The following is a 13,529-nucleotide window of genomic DNA, read 5'->3' on the forward strand; positions in this document are numbered from 1 at the left end:
GTTTAAGGAACCGCTCCGGATGACAGGACTGCCCGCGGCCAGCAACACCGGAAGTGGTGATGACCACGTGACCCTAGTCCTCTGTTCCCTTTTCGCGCTTGCCGCGGTGGCTCCGCTGATCTTCAAGCGCCTGGGGCGGAACGCTTTCTACCTCTTGGCCGCGGCCCCCGCCGCCGCCTTCGTCTGGCTGCTCTTCCAGTACCCGGCCGCCTACGGCGGAGGGCTGGAGGAGCACTTCGACTGGATCCCCCAGCTTCAGCTGGACCTCACCTTCCGCATGGACCCGCTGGCGTGGGTCATGTGCCTTCTGGTCCTCGGTGTGGGATCGCTGGTCCTGGCCTACTGTGCCCGCTATTTCAAGGCGGACGACGCCTATCTGGGCAGCTTCGGCGCGCAGCTTCTGGCCTTCGCGGGGGCCATGTTCGGGCTGGTCACCTCGGACGACCTCATCCTCATGTTCGTGTTCTGGGAACTGACCACGATCCTGTCGTACCTCCTGATCGGCTACGCCCGGGCCCGTCTGTCCGCCCGGCGCTCCGCTCTCACGGCGCTGATCGTGACGACGGCCGGTGGCCTGACCATGCTGATCGGCCTGATCATGATGGTTCAGATCACCGGGACCAGCCGTGTCTCGGCCCTCCTGGAGCGTGCGCCGGCCCTGCTGAGCGGTGCGAACGCCGACGGCGCCGCGGCCGCCGCGCTGAACGTCGCCGTCGTGCTGGTGCTGGTGGGCGCCATCACCAAGAGCGCGCTCTTCCCCTTCCACTTCTGGCTTCCGGGCGCGATGGCCGCGCCCACCCCGGTGAGCGCGTACCTCCACGCGGCGGCCATGGTGAAGGCCGGCATCTACCTGGTGGCGCGCCTGGCTCCGGGGTTCGCGCAGGCGGACACCTGGCTCCCGATGGTCCTGGGGCTCGGCCTGATCACGATGCTGGTGGGAGGCTATCGGGCGCTGCGCCAGACCGACATCAAGCTCATCCTGGCGTACGGCACGGTCTCCCAGCTCGGCTTCCTGACCATGGTGGTGGGTCTGGGCACTCCCGAGGCGGCGCTGGCCGGGCTCGCGCTGCTCCTGGCGCACGGTCTGTTCAAAGCCGCGCTGTTCCTGGTGGTCGGCATCATCGACCACCAGACGGGCACCCGCGACGTCCGCAAGCTCTCGGGGGTCTTCCGCTCCTCCCGGGCGCTCGGCGTCGTGGCGATCCTGGGCGCGGCCTCGATGGCGGGCATCCCGCCTCTCGCCGGCTTCGTGGCCAAGGAGAGTGTGTTCACGGCCTTCGTCGACTGGGCCACGGGCGAGTCCGCGACGGCGCCGGGTCCGTGGGGCCCGGTGGTCCTGGTCGGGATCGTGCTGGGATCTATCCTCACGTTCGCATATTCCGCTCGGTTCATATGGGGCGCCTTCGCCACGAAGCCCGGGGTGCCGCCGACGCCGTTCAAACCGATCCGCTTCTCGTTCCTCGCCTCGCCCGCCATCCTGGCCGGACTCAGCCTGGTGTACGGCCTCTGGCCGGTTCCGGTGGACTCCTGGGTCCAGCCGTACGCGGCCCTCTTCCAGGAGACCGGGGAGCACGTCCAGGAGGCGGCCTCCGCCGGGCATCTGGAACTGTGGCACGGCTTCACCGCGGCACTCGGGCTGACCGCCGTGACCTTCCTGGCCGGCACCTTGCTGGTCCTCGGACGGGAGCGGGTCACCCGATTCCAGGCGGCCATGCCCAAGGTCCCCGAAGCGGACCGGGTGTACCAGCACGTCATCGGCGGGCTCGATGACACCGCCGTCTGGGTCACGGGCCGCACCCAGCGCGGTTCGCTGTTCTTCTACCTGGTGGTCATCCTGGCCGTCGCCGTGATCATGCCGTCCGTGACGCTGCTCTGGCACGGCCAGTCGGTGCCGTCCAATCTGTACTGGATCGACCCGGGCTCGCCGTTCCAGTGGCTCATCGGCCTGGCGATCGTGATCGGCGCATTCGGCGCCGTCCGCGCGGACAAGCGCTTCATGGCCGTGCTGTTCGTATCCGTGACCGGATACGGCATGGCCCTGATCTTCGCCCTGCAGGGTGCGCCGGACCTCGCCCTGACCCAGATGCTCGTGGAAACCGTGGCTCTGGTGGCGTTCGTCCTGGCGATGCGCCGGTTGCCCCCGGAGCTGCGCGACCGCACGGGTGGGCATTTCCGGGTGATCCGCGTGATCCTCGGGCTCGCGTTCGGCGCGGCCATGGTGGTGTTCGCCCTGTTCGCCACGGACTCCCGCGTCGCCACCCCCATCTCGCTGGACTTCCCGAAGCTCGCCTACGAACAGGGCGGCGGACTCAACGTGGTCAACGTGACCCTGGTGGATCTGCGCGCCTGGGACACCTTCGGCGAGATCTCGGTGCTGGCGCTGGCCGCCACGGGTGTGGCGAGCCTGATCTTCGTCCGCAACATCGGCAACAGCCTCGGCCGCAGCGCCGGGGTGGAGACCGGCAGCGTGGGCCGGGTGCGCGCCCAGGCCGACGGGTCGCCCGAGGCCGCGGCGCTGGCCACGGCTCGCAAGTTCGGCGCCCCGCCGCGGGCGAGGACCGGGGTGGCCCTGCGCAACCCCTGGCTCGTGGCCGGGCGGACCCTGGCGCCGGAGCGCCGTTCCATCCTCTTCGAGGTGGTCACCAGGCTCATCTTCCACACCATGGTGGTGTTCTCCGTCTATCTGCTGTTCGCGGGCCACAATCTCCCCGGCGGCGGATTCGCCGGTGGCCTGATGGCCGGCATGGCGCTGACCATCCGCTATCTGGCTGGAGGCCGTTTCGAACTGGCCGAGGCCGTCCGCATGAGCCCGGGCCTGGTCCTCGGCATCGGTCTCGCGCTGGCCGCCGTGTCCGGGCTCGCCCCACTGTTCCTGGGCGGCAACGTGTTCCAGAGCGCGATCGTCCATTTCAGCCTGCCCGTGGTGGGTGACGTGAAGTTCGTGACCAGCACGTTCTTCGACATCGGGGTGTACCTGGTGGTGGTCGGCCTGGTGCTGGATGTGCTGAGGGGCTTCGGCGCCCAGATCGATGTGGAACTCGAGGAGGAAAGCGAGGTGGCGGCACGATGAGCGCCAATATGACCCTCCTGGTGATCATGGGGATCCTGTATGCGTGCGGCATCTACCTGCTGCTGGAACGGAGCCTCACCCGCGTCACGCTGGGCCTCATGCTGCTGGCCAACGCCACCAATCTCCTGATCCTGGTGACCGGCGGGTACGCAGGGCTGGCCCCGCTCTTCGTGAAGGGCACCGACCCGCACGACTACAACGACCCCCTCCCGCAGGCCCTCATCCTGACGTCGATCGTGATCAGCTTCGCGGTCACGGCCTTCATGCTCGGCATCATCTACCGCACGTGGGTCCTGGGCCGCCAGGACGTCATCGCGGACGACACGGAAGACCAGAGAGTGGCCAACACGCCCAGCTTCGACGCCGAGGACGACGCCGTCATCCCGGACGAGACCACCGAGTTCCCGCTCACGGCCGACGACGACGCGACCCACGGCGCGGTGCTCGCCGCCGTGGGCGCCGCTCACACCGGAGCCTCCCGGGCGCCGGACGACGGCACCGGCAGCGGCAGCGGCCGGGCCACGGAGCCTTCCGGCGACGGCGGTCAGCGGGCGTCCGGTTCGGGGGCCGCCCTGGCGGACGGCGTGGACACCGCGACCCGCTCCGCAGACGGCGGTACCCGCGGCCCGGCGGCCGACGGCGGCGGCCGGCAGTCCGGCGTCGAGCCCAAGGAAGGCTGGAATCACCGCGCCGACCCTGAAGCGGACCACGGGCAGCACCCCACGGAAGGAGAGCAGGCATGACGGTCAACCTCGCCTACCTGGCCCCTCTGGCCGTCCTGCTGCCGATCCTCGGCGCGGCCGTGGCGTTCACGCTCGTCCGGCACCCCCGGGCGCAGCGCGCCGTCAGCGTCTCCGTCCTGTCCCTGACGCTGCTCCTCGAGTGCTTCCTGCTGGCGTCCAGCTGGGATGGCGGCACGACCGCCGTGCGGCTGGGCCACTGGTTCCCGCCGTTCGGGATCGTCATGGTGGTGGACGCTTTCTCCTCCCTGATGCTCGTGGTCTCCTCCGCCGTGAGCCTCTGCGTGCTTCTGTACGCCTCGGCCCAGGGCGCCAGTGAATCCGGTTACGACGGCCCGGTCTCGATCTTCCACCCGAGCTATCTGATCCTGATCGCGGGCGTCTCCAACGCGTTCCTCTCGGGCGATCTGTTCAACCTCTACGTGGGCTTCGAGATCCTGCTGACCGCCAGCTACGTCCTCATGACCCTGGGCGGCACGGAAGCGCGCATCCGGGCAGGCGTGACGTACGTGGTGGTGTCCGTGGTGTCCTCCCTGCTGTTCCTGATCGCGATCGGGATGATCTACGCCGCCACCGGCACCGTGAACATGGCCGATCTGGCCGTGAAGCTCGCGCAGCTGGACCCCGGCATACAGACCCTGCTGCACGTCATGCTGCTGGTGGCGTTCGGCATCAAGGCGGCGGTGTTCCCGCTGTCCTTCTGGCTCCCCGACTCGTATCCGACCGCTCCCGCGCCGGTCACCGCGGTGTTCGCGGGCCTGCTCACCAAGGTCGGCGTGTACGCGATGGTCCGGACGGAGACCCTCCTGTTCCCCAGTGACACCCTCAACCAGCCCCTGATGGTGGTGGCGCTCCTGACCATGGTGGTGGGCATCCTGGGTGCCGTGGCGCAGAACGACATCAAACGTCTGCTCTCCTTCACCCTGGTCTCCCACATCGGGTACATGGTGTTCGGGCTGGCCCTGAGCTCCACCGCGGGCCTGGGCGCCGCCGTCTTCTACGTGGCGCACCACATCACCATCCAGACCTCGCTCTTCCTCGTCGCGGGCCTCGTGGAGCTCCGGGCCGGCAGTTCCTCGCTGGACCGGCTCGGCGGGCTGGGCAAGCTGTCCCCGCTGCTGGCGGTGCTCTTCTTCATCCCCGCCATGAACCTGGCCGGCATCCCGCCGTTCTCCGGGTTCCTCGGGAAGCTGGGGCTCCTGCAGGCCGGTGTGGCGCAGGGGACCGTCCTGGCCGTGATCCTGGTGGTGGGCGGCGTGTTCGCCTCGCTGCTGACACTGCTGGCGATCGCCCGTGTCTGGAACCGTGCGTTCTGGCGGACGGTCGACGACGCCGAGGATCCCGAGCCCGAGCTCCTCACCACGGGTGCCGCGGCGCGCAGGCTCATGCCACGGGGCATGGTCGCCCCCACGGCGGCGCTCGTCGCATTGGGCGTGGCCCTCACGGTGTTCGCCGGTCCGCTCTTCGGGCTCGCGGACCGTTCGGCCGCCCAGATGCTGGACCGCAGTTCCTACATCCACGCGGTGCTCGGCCCGGAGGTGGCGGTGCCGCCCAAGGGCGCTCCGCCGTCGTCCGCCGACGTTCCAGCCGCCGACTCCCCGTCCGGTGATTCCCAGGGAGGTGCGCGATGAGTCTCCACCGCCGGAAGATCCGTTTCCTGCAGGAGCTGCCCCTGCTCATCTGGCTGATGCTGGTGTGGGCCGTGCTCTGGCAGGATTTCAGCCCCGGAACCCTGCTGTTCGGCGCGCTTCTGGCCGTCGCCGTGACCCGGGTGTTCTACCTGCCACCGGTGCAGCTCAGCGGGCGCTTCAACGTGTTCCGGGCCGTCGCCTTCGGGGCGGAGGTCCTGGCCCGGATGGCGTGGGCGTCGCTCCAGGTCAGCCTCGTGGCGATCGTCCAGGGCCCGAAGGTGCGCAATGCGGTGCTGAGCGTGCCGCTGCGCAGTCACTCGGACCTGATCCTGACCGCGGTGGGCCACGTCAGCTCGTGGATCCCGGGGTCCATGGTGGTGGAGGTGGACCGTTCCACGTCCACGCTGTATCTGCACGCGCTGAATGTGCGCACCGAGGCCGAGGCTGAGAAGGTCCGCGCGGATGTGCGCCGCATCGAAGCCAAGCTGATCGGGATCATGGGCAGCCGTGAGGAACTCCGGCGATTGCGCGCCGAGCGGGCCGGGGAGGTGGCGGCATGATCAACCCCGTCTTCGTGACCGTGGCCGTCGTGGCGCTGGGGCTCGCCTCCGCCGCGGCCATCTACCGCATCGCCAAAGGCCCGTCCCTGCTGGACCGGGTGCTCGCCTCGGACGTGCTGCTGAGCATCGTGATCACCGCGCTGTGCATCGACATGGCCGTGCACCGCCATCTGAACAATCTGGTTCTGGTGATCTCCCTGACCGTGGTGGGTTTCATCGGTTCCGTGACCGTGGCACGCTTCGTGCAGGACCGCCGTGAGGAGCCCCATGATGACCGCTGACTGGAACGGGATCGACTGGAACGCCGTGGTGGACATCCTGAGCGGGGTCGCCTTGGCCCTCGGCGCCCTGCTGAGTCTGGGCGCCGCGGTCGGCATGGTCCGCTTCCCGGATCTCATGAGCCGCATGCACGCCGCCAGCAAGCCTCAGGTGCTGGGGCTGTTCCTGGTCCTGGTGGCGCTCGGTCTGCAGATGCGCAGCTGGGTGGTCTGGCCGTTGCTCCTGCTGGCGTGGCTCTTCCAGCTGCTGACCGTGCCGATCTCCGCGCACATGGTCAGCCGCGCCGGCTATCGCACCAAGCACCGTCACCCGGAGCTGCTGAGCGAAGACGACCTCGCCGCCGTCGTGTCCCAGGTGGCGGAGAAGCGGGAGAAGTAAGGGTCGGCACGGGCCGGCGCCGTGCCCGGGCCGTGCCGGGCCGTGGCTGGGCCTAGCCGGACTGCGCGCGGCCGGGTCCCGCTCAGGCGGGCGGCGCGCCCAGGGCTGCCGCGGCGTCGCGCATGGCCTGTTCCGCCGTGGCCACGGTGATGAGGCTGTTGCCCGCCGTGATGTGCAGGCCGTAGGCGTCTTCCAGCGCCACGAGGTTCATGGCCAGACTGTCGACCGGCAGGCGGAGGGTGAAGTCCCCGCTCGCGGCGCCCGTCTCCAGGATGCCCCGATAGGTCTGGAGCTGGCGCCGGTACATGGTCTCGACCAGCTCATGGTGCAGTGCGGAGTTCCCGGCCAGCACGTCGAATTCGTAGAGCAGGCGCATGAGGGCGTCGTCCGGGCCGCTCGGGAGGCCGTGCCGGATGGCCGCCGCGAGCCGGGCCGCGGGGGAGGGGAGTTCCGCCACGATCGCGTCCCGGGCGTCGCAGAACCGCGCGATGCCGGCGCGGTGCGCCTCGACCAGCAGCTCGTCGAGGTCCTCGTAGTAGTACAGGACGGCGCCCCTGGTCAGCCCGGCTTTCGCCGCCACATCCGTGATGGAGATGGACCGCAGCCCACGCTCCGATGCCGCGTCCAGGGCGGCCGCCACGAGCTTCTCGCGTCGTGCAGTCTGGTTGCTGGGCCTCGCCATGCCCCTGAGGTTACCTGACGTGCCCGGAATCCCCGGTCTTGCGGTCTTTCCCCTGCGCTCCGGCCGCGGGGAAAAACCGTGCGCTCGGGGAAAACCACGGTGTTCGGGAGGCGCGTCTCTTGACGCCGTCGGAGGCGGGGTGCTTCACTGTGAGGAATTCCTTGACGCTGATGTCAAAGAATTCCTCTGACCCCCGACAGGACCCACCATGCTCGACCTCCTCGTGACCCGCGCGACCGTCCGGACCTTCGATCCCGCTCAGCCGTGGGCCGAAGCCGTGGGCATCGTCAACGGTCGCATCAGCTATGTGGGCAGCGCGGCGGACGCCCCCGCTGCCCGCCGGACCAGGGAGCTCGACGGCGCTCTGGTCACCCCCGGCGTGATCGACTCCCACAACCACCTGCTCCTCGGTTTCGACGCGGACGCGGTCAGCCTGGAGGGCGCGGAGACTCTCGAAGAAGTCCGCCGCCGCATCAAGGAACTCGCGGACCGCCGCCCGGAACTGGGCTGGATCTGCGCCGAGAACGCGGTCTACTCCGTGGTCCCGGGACGCCGCCCGAACGCCCGCGACCTGGCCGGGCTGACGGACCGCCCGGTCTTCGTCACCACGTACGACCAGCACTCCGTCTGGCTGAACGAGGCGGCGCTGCGCGTCCTGGGGATCAGCGGCGGCGGCGACATCCCCTGGGGGAATCCGGAGCTCGACGCCGAGGGCCGCCCCACGGGCTGGGTCACCGACTTCTACACGAGCGCCATGACCACGGCAGGCCTGGCCGGGCTCCAGCGCGATATCCCGATGTACTCCCCGGACCGCCGATACAGGAAGTTCCTCTCCAGCCTGGAGATGGCCACCGCAACGGGCATCACCACCGTGGTGGAGCCGCAGGTCCCCCTCGCCGAGGTGCCGCTCCTGGACCGCGCCATCCGCGAGGGCAAGCTGTCCTCCCGCGTGATCGCAGCGCTCTTCCACCCCGTCGACGCCGACGACGCCTTCCGTCGCGAACTCCGTGACGCCGTCGACCACGGCCCGTCCCACGACCGTCTCCGCCTGGGACCCATCAAGCTCTATGCGGACGATGTGATCGAGCCCCACACCGCCTGGATGCTGGAGGACTACGCCAACCGGCCCGGTCACCGCGGCCACCCCTCGGCCGCGCTGGGCGAGCTCACGCGCATCGTCACGGAACTGGACCGGCTCGGTTTCCAGACCCACACCCACGCGACGGGCGACGGCGGCATCCGGCTGGCGCTCGACGCGATCGAGCACGCGGCGCGCAGCAACGGGACCACCGACCGCCGGCACGGGATCGTCCACGTCGAATGCCTGGATCCGGCGGATCTGCCCCGGTTCCGTGAACTCGGGGTCACGGCGGCCATGCAGCCGCGGCACTGCTCTCCGGATCTCGTGGCCGGGACCTGGATGGAGAACGTCGGCGAACAGCGCTGGGACCGTGCCTGGCGTTTCCGCTCGCTCATGGAATCCGGGGCTCATGTGGCGCTCTCCAGCGACTGGCAGGTGGGCGAGATGGACCCCGTGGTGGGCTTCTATTCCGCTCTCACCCGGGCCGGGCTGGACGGCGCCGACGCCTGGACCCCTGCGGAGCGTCTCACCCTGGACCAGGCGCTGCGCGGCTACACGGCCGAGGGTGCCTGGGCCTGGCACGCGGAGGACGATCTGGGCGTCATCAAGCCGGGGGCGCACGGCGATCTGGTGGCGTGGAGCGGGAACCTCTACGACCATGAACAGGCTCCGGCGGCCCTCCTGGAGCACCACGCGGCGCTGACCCTGGTGGGCGGGGAGATCGTTCACGACGCGGACCTCGACCCTGCCCCGGCGCCGGTCTACGGCGGCCAGTCGCATTGTTCGGCCCACGACAGCCACGCCCCCGGATCGCACTGAAAGCCCCGGAAACGCCTCGAGTGGGCACTTGATCGCCAAGCCCCTGGAGGGACGACGATCGAGTGCCCACTCGAGGCGTGGTGATGCGTGGGGCCGTGTTTAGACGACGTCCCGCGACTTGTTGAACTTGGCGATGGCCTGCTGCGTGCCGCGGTTGGTGAGGACCTGGATCACGGCGCTCACGGCGGCGGAGATGACCGCGAAGCTGAGGGCCGCGCGGAGGCTGGCCTCGGCGTCGTCGCCCTTCTGCGGGGGCTTGTTGCCCGTGGCTTTCTCCCACGCCGCGTTCACCAGCTTCGAACCCACGAGACCCGCGCCGATGCTCACGGCCGTACCGAGCAATTTGAACAGAAGCTGCATGTTTCTCCCTCACGGTGCTGACGATGCCTTCACCCCCCAGCCTAGTACGCGAGGGGCCCTGACCGGGGGCCCCGTCGGCGAGGGGCCCGAAACGAGCGCAGCGAGTTTTGGGAGCCGGTGGGGAGCGAAGCGAGGTTGGGGAGCGTACTGGGCGCTAGTACGCGAGGGGCCCAAGCGAGTCGGTGGCCTGGGAACGCGCTGAGCCCCCGCCGGGGTCGGCGGGGGCTCAGCGGCGACCGGCTCAGCGGCCGGCGTTGACCGGGTCGTTCTCCGGTTCGTCGTCACGGCGGGATTCCTGCTCGCCGGCGGCCGGCACCACGGGGATCATCCCCGTCTCGATCAGCCGTTCGCGCTGGCGCGCTTCCCGTCGCCCACCCGGGATCGGGTTGCCCAGCTCGCGCGGCTCGGCGTCGGGGATCTGGATGAGGGCGTGGGAACCGGTGTGGGCGTGCGGCTCCTGGGGCTGCTCGGCGACCACGCGCTTCCCCTTCGCCTTCTTCTTCGCCCCGGTGGCACGCTGCGCAGCCGTGGCCGGTTCCGCAGAGGTGCCCGCCCCTGCGTTGACCCCCGTCGTCGCGGTGGCCAGGGCCGGAACGTGGCCCGCGGCGTCGTCGTCCGTGCCGGAGCTCTCGCCGTGCTCCTGGTTCAGGCGCGCGCCCTCCACGTCCACGTCCGGAAGGTGCTTCTCCAGCCAGGCCGGCAGCCACCAGGCCCGCTTGCCCAGCAGGTGCATGGCGGCGGGGATCAGTGTCATGCGGACCACGAAGGCGTCCACCAGCACGCCGAACGCCAGGGAGAACCCGAGCGGCCGGACCATGGTGAGGTGGTTGAAGATGAAGCCCGCGAACACGCTCGTCATGATGATCGCGGCCGCGGTGACCACCACGGCGGCGTGCTTGAAGCCGATCCGGACGGCCGCCTTGGCCTTCGCGCCGTGCACATAGGCCTCGCGCATGCCGGAGCCGATGAACACCTGATAGTCCATGGCCAGGCCGAAGAGCACGCCGATCAGGATGATGGGCAGCATGCTCAGGATCGGGCCGGGGTGCGGGACGTCGAACACGGCGCCCAGCCAGCCCCACTGGTACACGGCCACCACGGCTCCGAACGACGCGGCCAGGGACAGCAGGAAGCCCGCCGTCGCCAGGACCGGGACCCAGATGGAGCGGAACACCAGGAGCAACAGGATCAGGGACAGCCCCACCACGATGCTCAGGTACAGCGGGAGGGCCTCGATCAGCTTGTTGGAGACGTCGATGTTCGCGGTGGTCTGGCCCGTCAGGCCGATCTTCACGCCGAGGTCCCGCTGGATGTCCGCACCCTTGGCGCGGATGTCGGCCACCACCTGCACGGTCTTCTCGCTCGCCGGGCCCTCGGTGGGGATGACCTGGAAGACGGCGGTCTGGCGGTCGTCGCTGAGCTTGGCCGGAACGGCCGCCACCACGCCGGGCACGGAGCGCAGGCGGTCCGCGAGATCCAGCTGCTTGAGGGTGGCGTCCTGCTCGCTGAGGCCGGCCGGGAACTCGCCCACCACCACGATGGGTCCGTTCATGCCGTCGCCGAACGAAGTGCTGATGGTGGAGTACGCCTTGTACGCGGTGGAGTCGGCGGCCTCGGAACCGCCGTCCGGCAGCGCCAGGTGCAGCTTCTGCGCGGGAAGCGCGACCACGCCCAGCACGACGACGGACACCACCACGGCCAGCCACGGCCACTTGGTGACCCACGCGCCCCAGCCGCGGGCGGCGTCGTCGTGGTCGGCCAGCGGGTGCGCGGCACTGTCAGCCGCACGCCGCCAGCCCCGCTTCGAGATGACGCGCTTGCCGATGAGCCCGAGCACCGCTGGGGTCAGGGTGAGGGAGACCAGCACCGCCACGGCGACCGTCGCGGCGGCGGCCAGACCCATGAGACTCAGGAACGGCAGGCCGGGCACGGCGAGGGCGGCTAGGGTGATGACCACCGTGACGCCCGCGAAGAAGACCGCGTTGCCACTGGTGCCGGTGGCGCGGGCGACGGATTCCTCCATGCTCATCCCGGACAGGATCTGGCCGCGGTGCCGGTTGACGATGAAGAGGGAGTAGTCGATGCCGACGGCCAGACCCAGCATGAGGGCCAGGATGGGGGTCATGCTGTTCATCTGGATGACTCCGGAGAGCGCGATGGTGCCGCCGACACCCACGCCCACCCCGGCGACCGCCATGAGAAGCGGCAGTCCCGCGGCGATCAGGGTGCCGAGCATGATGATGAGGACCAGCACCGCCACGCAGAGGCCGATGATCTCCGCCGGACCGGCCAGGCTTCCGAGGTCCTCGGAGAGTTCCTTGCTCGGGTAGACGTTGAGGCCGGTCTTCTCCGTGGCGACCAGGCTGTCCACCACGTGGTTCCGGTCCTCGGTGGAGAGGGCGCTCAGGGTGCCCTTGAAGCTGATCTGCGCGACGGCGACCGTGTTGTCCTTCGAGACGAAACGGATGCCCTGCGACGCGTCGGCCTTGCGCTTGGAGAGGTCCAGCTCGGCCTGGTGGGTCGCGAGCTCCTTGGCTGCGGCCTCCGACTTGGCGCGGCCGACGTTGTAATCCTTCTCCGCGGCGGCGATCTGGGCGGCAGCCGCCTCGGCCTGGGCGGCCGGCACCTGCACGCCCGAGTTCTGGGCAGCCGCCGCCTGCGCCTTGGCCGTGTCCAGCTGTTTCTTGGCATCGTCCAGTTGCTTGTTGCCGGCCTCCTGCTGGGCCTTGCCTGCGTCGAGCTGCTTCTGCGCAGCGGCCAGCTTGGCCGGGGCGGCGTCCACCTCGGCCTGCGTGGCGAACGGGTCGACGCTGGACTGGACCTGCGAGGTGCCGTCCAGCGAGCTCAGCGCGTCGGAGACGGCCTTCTTCTGCTCGTCCGTGAACGGCTTGCCGTCCTTGTTCTGGAACACGACGGAAGCGGTGCCGCCGGCTGCTTCGGGGAGCGCCTGCTTGAGGTGGTCGATGACCCGCTGGGTCTCGGTCCCCGGGATCTTGAACTCGTTGGTCAGCTGCCCCTTGAACAGCGCGGCGGAGCCGCCGACGGCCAGGAGCACCACGAGCCAGAAGGAGACGACCCACCAGCGGTGCCGGTAGGAGAACTTGCCGAGCCTGTAGAGCAGGAGTGCCATGGTCTGTGCCTTTGTTGGTGCCGGTGGTGCGGGTGCGGAGTGCGAGTGTTCGGGAGGTTCTGGGTGTTCCGGGGGTGGCCGCTCAGGCGAAGCCGTTCCGGAGATGCTGGAGTGCCTGGGTGATGAGGCTCCGGAGCGCCGCGCTGTGGGCGTCGGTCACCAGGCCGCTGCGGGGTGCCTCGCATTCCAGCCAGTACTCCATGGCGGCCTTCCCGGCGCCGATGATGGCGCCCACCATGGTTCTGACGAAGAAGGGGTCCGCTTCGGTTCCCAGACGTTCGACGGCGGCGGCGCTGAGCTTGCTGGTGGCGTCATCCCAGGCCAGCAGCTGCCAGCGCTGGACCTGCGGCTGATTCTCGGTCAGCAGGCAGACCCGCGCCATGCGGGAGAGCGAGCCGGGCTCCACGAGGGCCACGACCGCGGCGATGGCGGAGTCCAGGATGGTCTCGTCCCCGGGGCGCTGGCGGAATTCCTCGATGGCGCCGTCCAGGAAGTTCTGGACGGTGGCCGCCAGCGCGGCTTCGGGGCTCGGGAAGTAGTTGAAGAAGGTGCGGCGGGAGATGCCGACGGCGTCGGCCAGGTCCTCCGCCGTGAAGTTGCCCAGGCCGTTCTCGGAGAGCAGGCTGACCGCGGCCTCGATGATGGCTGCACGGGTGGCCTGCTTGTTGAGCTCGCGGCGGGACGTCTTCTCCTCCGCGGAGCCGCCGTGGGGATGATCCGGTGGAGTTCCGTCCAGGAAGGTGGTGGAGTCCATGGTTTCATGCTACGGCAATTTGTGCACCCAGTGCAATTAGGGGAC

General features: G+C 69.6%; 10 protein-coding genes and 1 pseudogene. 7 read left to right on the plus strand and 4 right to left on the minus strand.

What is annotated here, in order from left to right:
- The first annotated feature begins 67 nt into the window (after window positions 1-67).
- The 6 genes and pseudogenes from AB4Y75_RS12715 to mnhG all read left to right on the plus strand — a co-directional run bounded on the left by AB4Y75_RS12715 (window position 68) and on the right by mnhG (window position 6,658).
- A complete protein-coding gene (locus AB4Y75_RS12715) occupies window positions 68-3,070 on the plus strand; it encodes a Na+/H+ antiporter subunit A (RefSeq protein ID WP_441436291.1) in 3,003 nt (1,000 codons plus the stop codon).
- Window positions 3,067-3,483 (plus strand): annotated as a pseudogene (locus AB4Y75_RS12720) (Na(+)/H(+) antiporter subunit C); the annotation flags it as partial. The gene AB4Y75_RS12715 and the pseudogene AB4Y75_RS12720, both read left to right, overlap by 4 nt.
- A 326-nt stretch (window positions 3,484-3,809) precedes the next feature.
- The gene (locus AB4Y75_RS12725) at window positions 3,810-5,441 is read left to right on the plus strand and encodes a Na+/H+ antiporter subunit D (protein WP_441436249.1); all 1,632 of its coding nucleotides are present in this window, start codon (window positions 3,810-3,812) and stop codon (window positions 5,439-5,441) included.
- A complete protein-coding gene (locus AB4Y75_RS12730) occupies window positions 5,438-6,001 on the plus strand; it encodes a Na+/H+ antiporter subunit E (RefSeq protein WP_441436250.1) in 564 nt (187 codons plus the stop codon). Before AB4Y75_RS12725 ends, AB4Y75_RS12730 begins: the two co-directional genes overlap by 4 nt.
- A complete protein-coding gene (locus AB4Y75_RS12735) occupies window positions 5,998-6,282 on the plus strand; it encodes a monovalent cation/H+ antiporter complex subunit F (protein WP_441436251.1) in 285 nt (94 codons plus the stop codon). Before AB4Y75_RS12730 ends, AB4Y75_RS12735 begins: the two co-directional genes overlap by 4 nt.
- Window positions 6,272-6,658 (plus strand): monovalent cation/H(+) antiporter subunit G, encoded by a 387-nt coding sequence (gene mnhG / locus AB4Y75_RS12740; protein ID WP_441436292.1) that lies wholly within the window; start codon window positions 6,272-6,274, stop codon window positions 6,656-6,658. The genes AB4Y75_RS12735 and mnhG overlap by 11 nt, the downstream gene beginning before the upstream one ends.
- Before the next feature lie 82 nt (window positions 6,659-6,740).
- Here mnhG and AB4Y75_RS12745 read toward each other — a convergent pair whose 3' ends face one another.
- The gene (locus AB4Y75_RS12745) at window positions 6,741-7,340 is read right to left on the minus strand and encodes a TetR/AcrR family transcriptional regulator (RefSeq protein ID WP_441436252.1); all 600 of its coding nucleotides are present in this window, start codon (window positions 7,338-7,340) and stop codon (window positions 6,741-6,743) included.
- Window positions 7,341-7,548: 208 nt separating this feature from the next.
- On the opposite strand from AB4Y75_RS12745, the gene AB4Y75_RS12750 reads away from it, so the two are divergent.
- On the plus strand, window positions 7,549-9,240 hold the full coding sequence (locus tag AB4Y75_RS12750) for an amidohydrolase (RefSeq protein WP_441436253.1): 1,692 nt from the start codon (window positions 7,549-7,551) through the stop codon (window positions 9,238-9,240).
- A 99-nt stretch (window positions 9,241-9,339) separates the two neighbouring features.
- Here AB4Y75_RS12750 and AB4Y75_RS12755 read toward each other — a convergent pair whose 3' ends face one another.
- The 3 genes from AB4Y75_RS12755 to AB4Y75_RS12765 all read right to left on the minus strand — a co-directional run bounded on the left by AB4Y75_RS12755 (window position 9,340) and on the right by AB4Y75_RS12765 (window position 13,484).
- Window positions 9,340-9,600, minus strand: coding sequence for a DUF4235 domain-containing protein (locus AB4Y75_RS12755; RefSeq protein ID WP_066213955.1), 261 nt, complete (start codon window positions 9,598-9,600; stop codon window positions 9,340-9,342).
- Between the two features lie 241 nt (window positions 9,601-9,841).
- The gene (locus AB4Y75_RS12760) at window positions 9,842-12,730 is read right to left on the minus strand and encodes an MMPL family transporter (RefSeq protein WP_441436254.1); all 2,889 of its coding nucleotides are present in this window, start codon (window positions 12,728-12,730) and stop codon (window positions 9,842-9,844) included.
- A gap of 82 nt (window positions 12,731-12,812) precedes the next feature.
- A complete protein-coding gene (locus AB4Y75_RS12765) occupies window positions 12,813-13,484 on the minus strand; it encodes a TetR family transcriptional regulator (protein ID WP_441436255.1) in 672 nt (223 codons plus the stop codon).
- Window positions 13,485-13,529 lie beyond the last annotated feature (45 nt).

The organism is Arthrobacter sp. RAF14, from assembly GCF_052114185.1.
Lineage (GTDB): Bacteria > Actinomycetota > Actinomycetes > Actinomycetales > Micrococcaceae > Arthrobacter_E.

Bases quoted from the DNA above. Each gene is read 5' to 3' on its own strand.
- AB4Y75_RS12750 (WP_441436253.1), top strand. From the start codon at position 7,549: ATGCTCGACCTCCTCGTGACCCGCGCGACCGTCCGGACCTTCGATCCC.
- AB4Y75_RS12755 (WP_066213955.1), bottom strand. From the start codon at position 9,600: ATGCAGCTTCTGTTCAAATTGCTCGGTACGGCCGTGAGCATCGGCGCG.
- AB4Y75_RS12745 (WP_441436252.1), bottom strand. From the start codon at position 7,340: ATGGCGAGGCCCAGCAACCAGACTGCACGACGCGAGAAGCTCGTGGCG.
- AB4Y75_RS12765 (WP_441436255.1), bottom strand. From the start codon at position 13,484: ATGGACTCCACCACCTTCCTGGACGGAACTCCACCGGATCATCCCCAC.
- AB4Y75_RS12735 (WP_441436251.1), top strand. From the start codon at position 5,998: ATGATCAACCCCGTCTTCGTGACCGTGGCCGTCGTGGCGCTGGGGCTC.
- mnhG (WP_441436292.1), top strand. From the start codon at position 6,272: ATGACCGCTGACTGGAACGGGATCGACTGGAACGCCGTGGTGGACATC.
- AB4Y75_RS12730 (WP_441436250.1), top strand. From the start codon at position 5,438: ATGAGTCTCCACCGCCGGAAGATCCGTTTCCTGCAGGAGCTGCCCCTG.
- AB4Y75_RS12725 (WP_441436249.1), top strand. From the start codon at position 3,810: ATGACGGTCAACCTCGCCTACCTGGCCCCTCTGGCCGTCCTGCTGCCG.
- AB4Y75_RS12760 (WP_441436254.1), bottom strand. From the start codon at position 12,730: ATGGCACTCCTGCTCTACAGGCTCGGCAAGTTCTCCTACCGGCACCGC.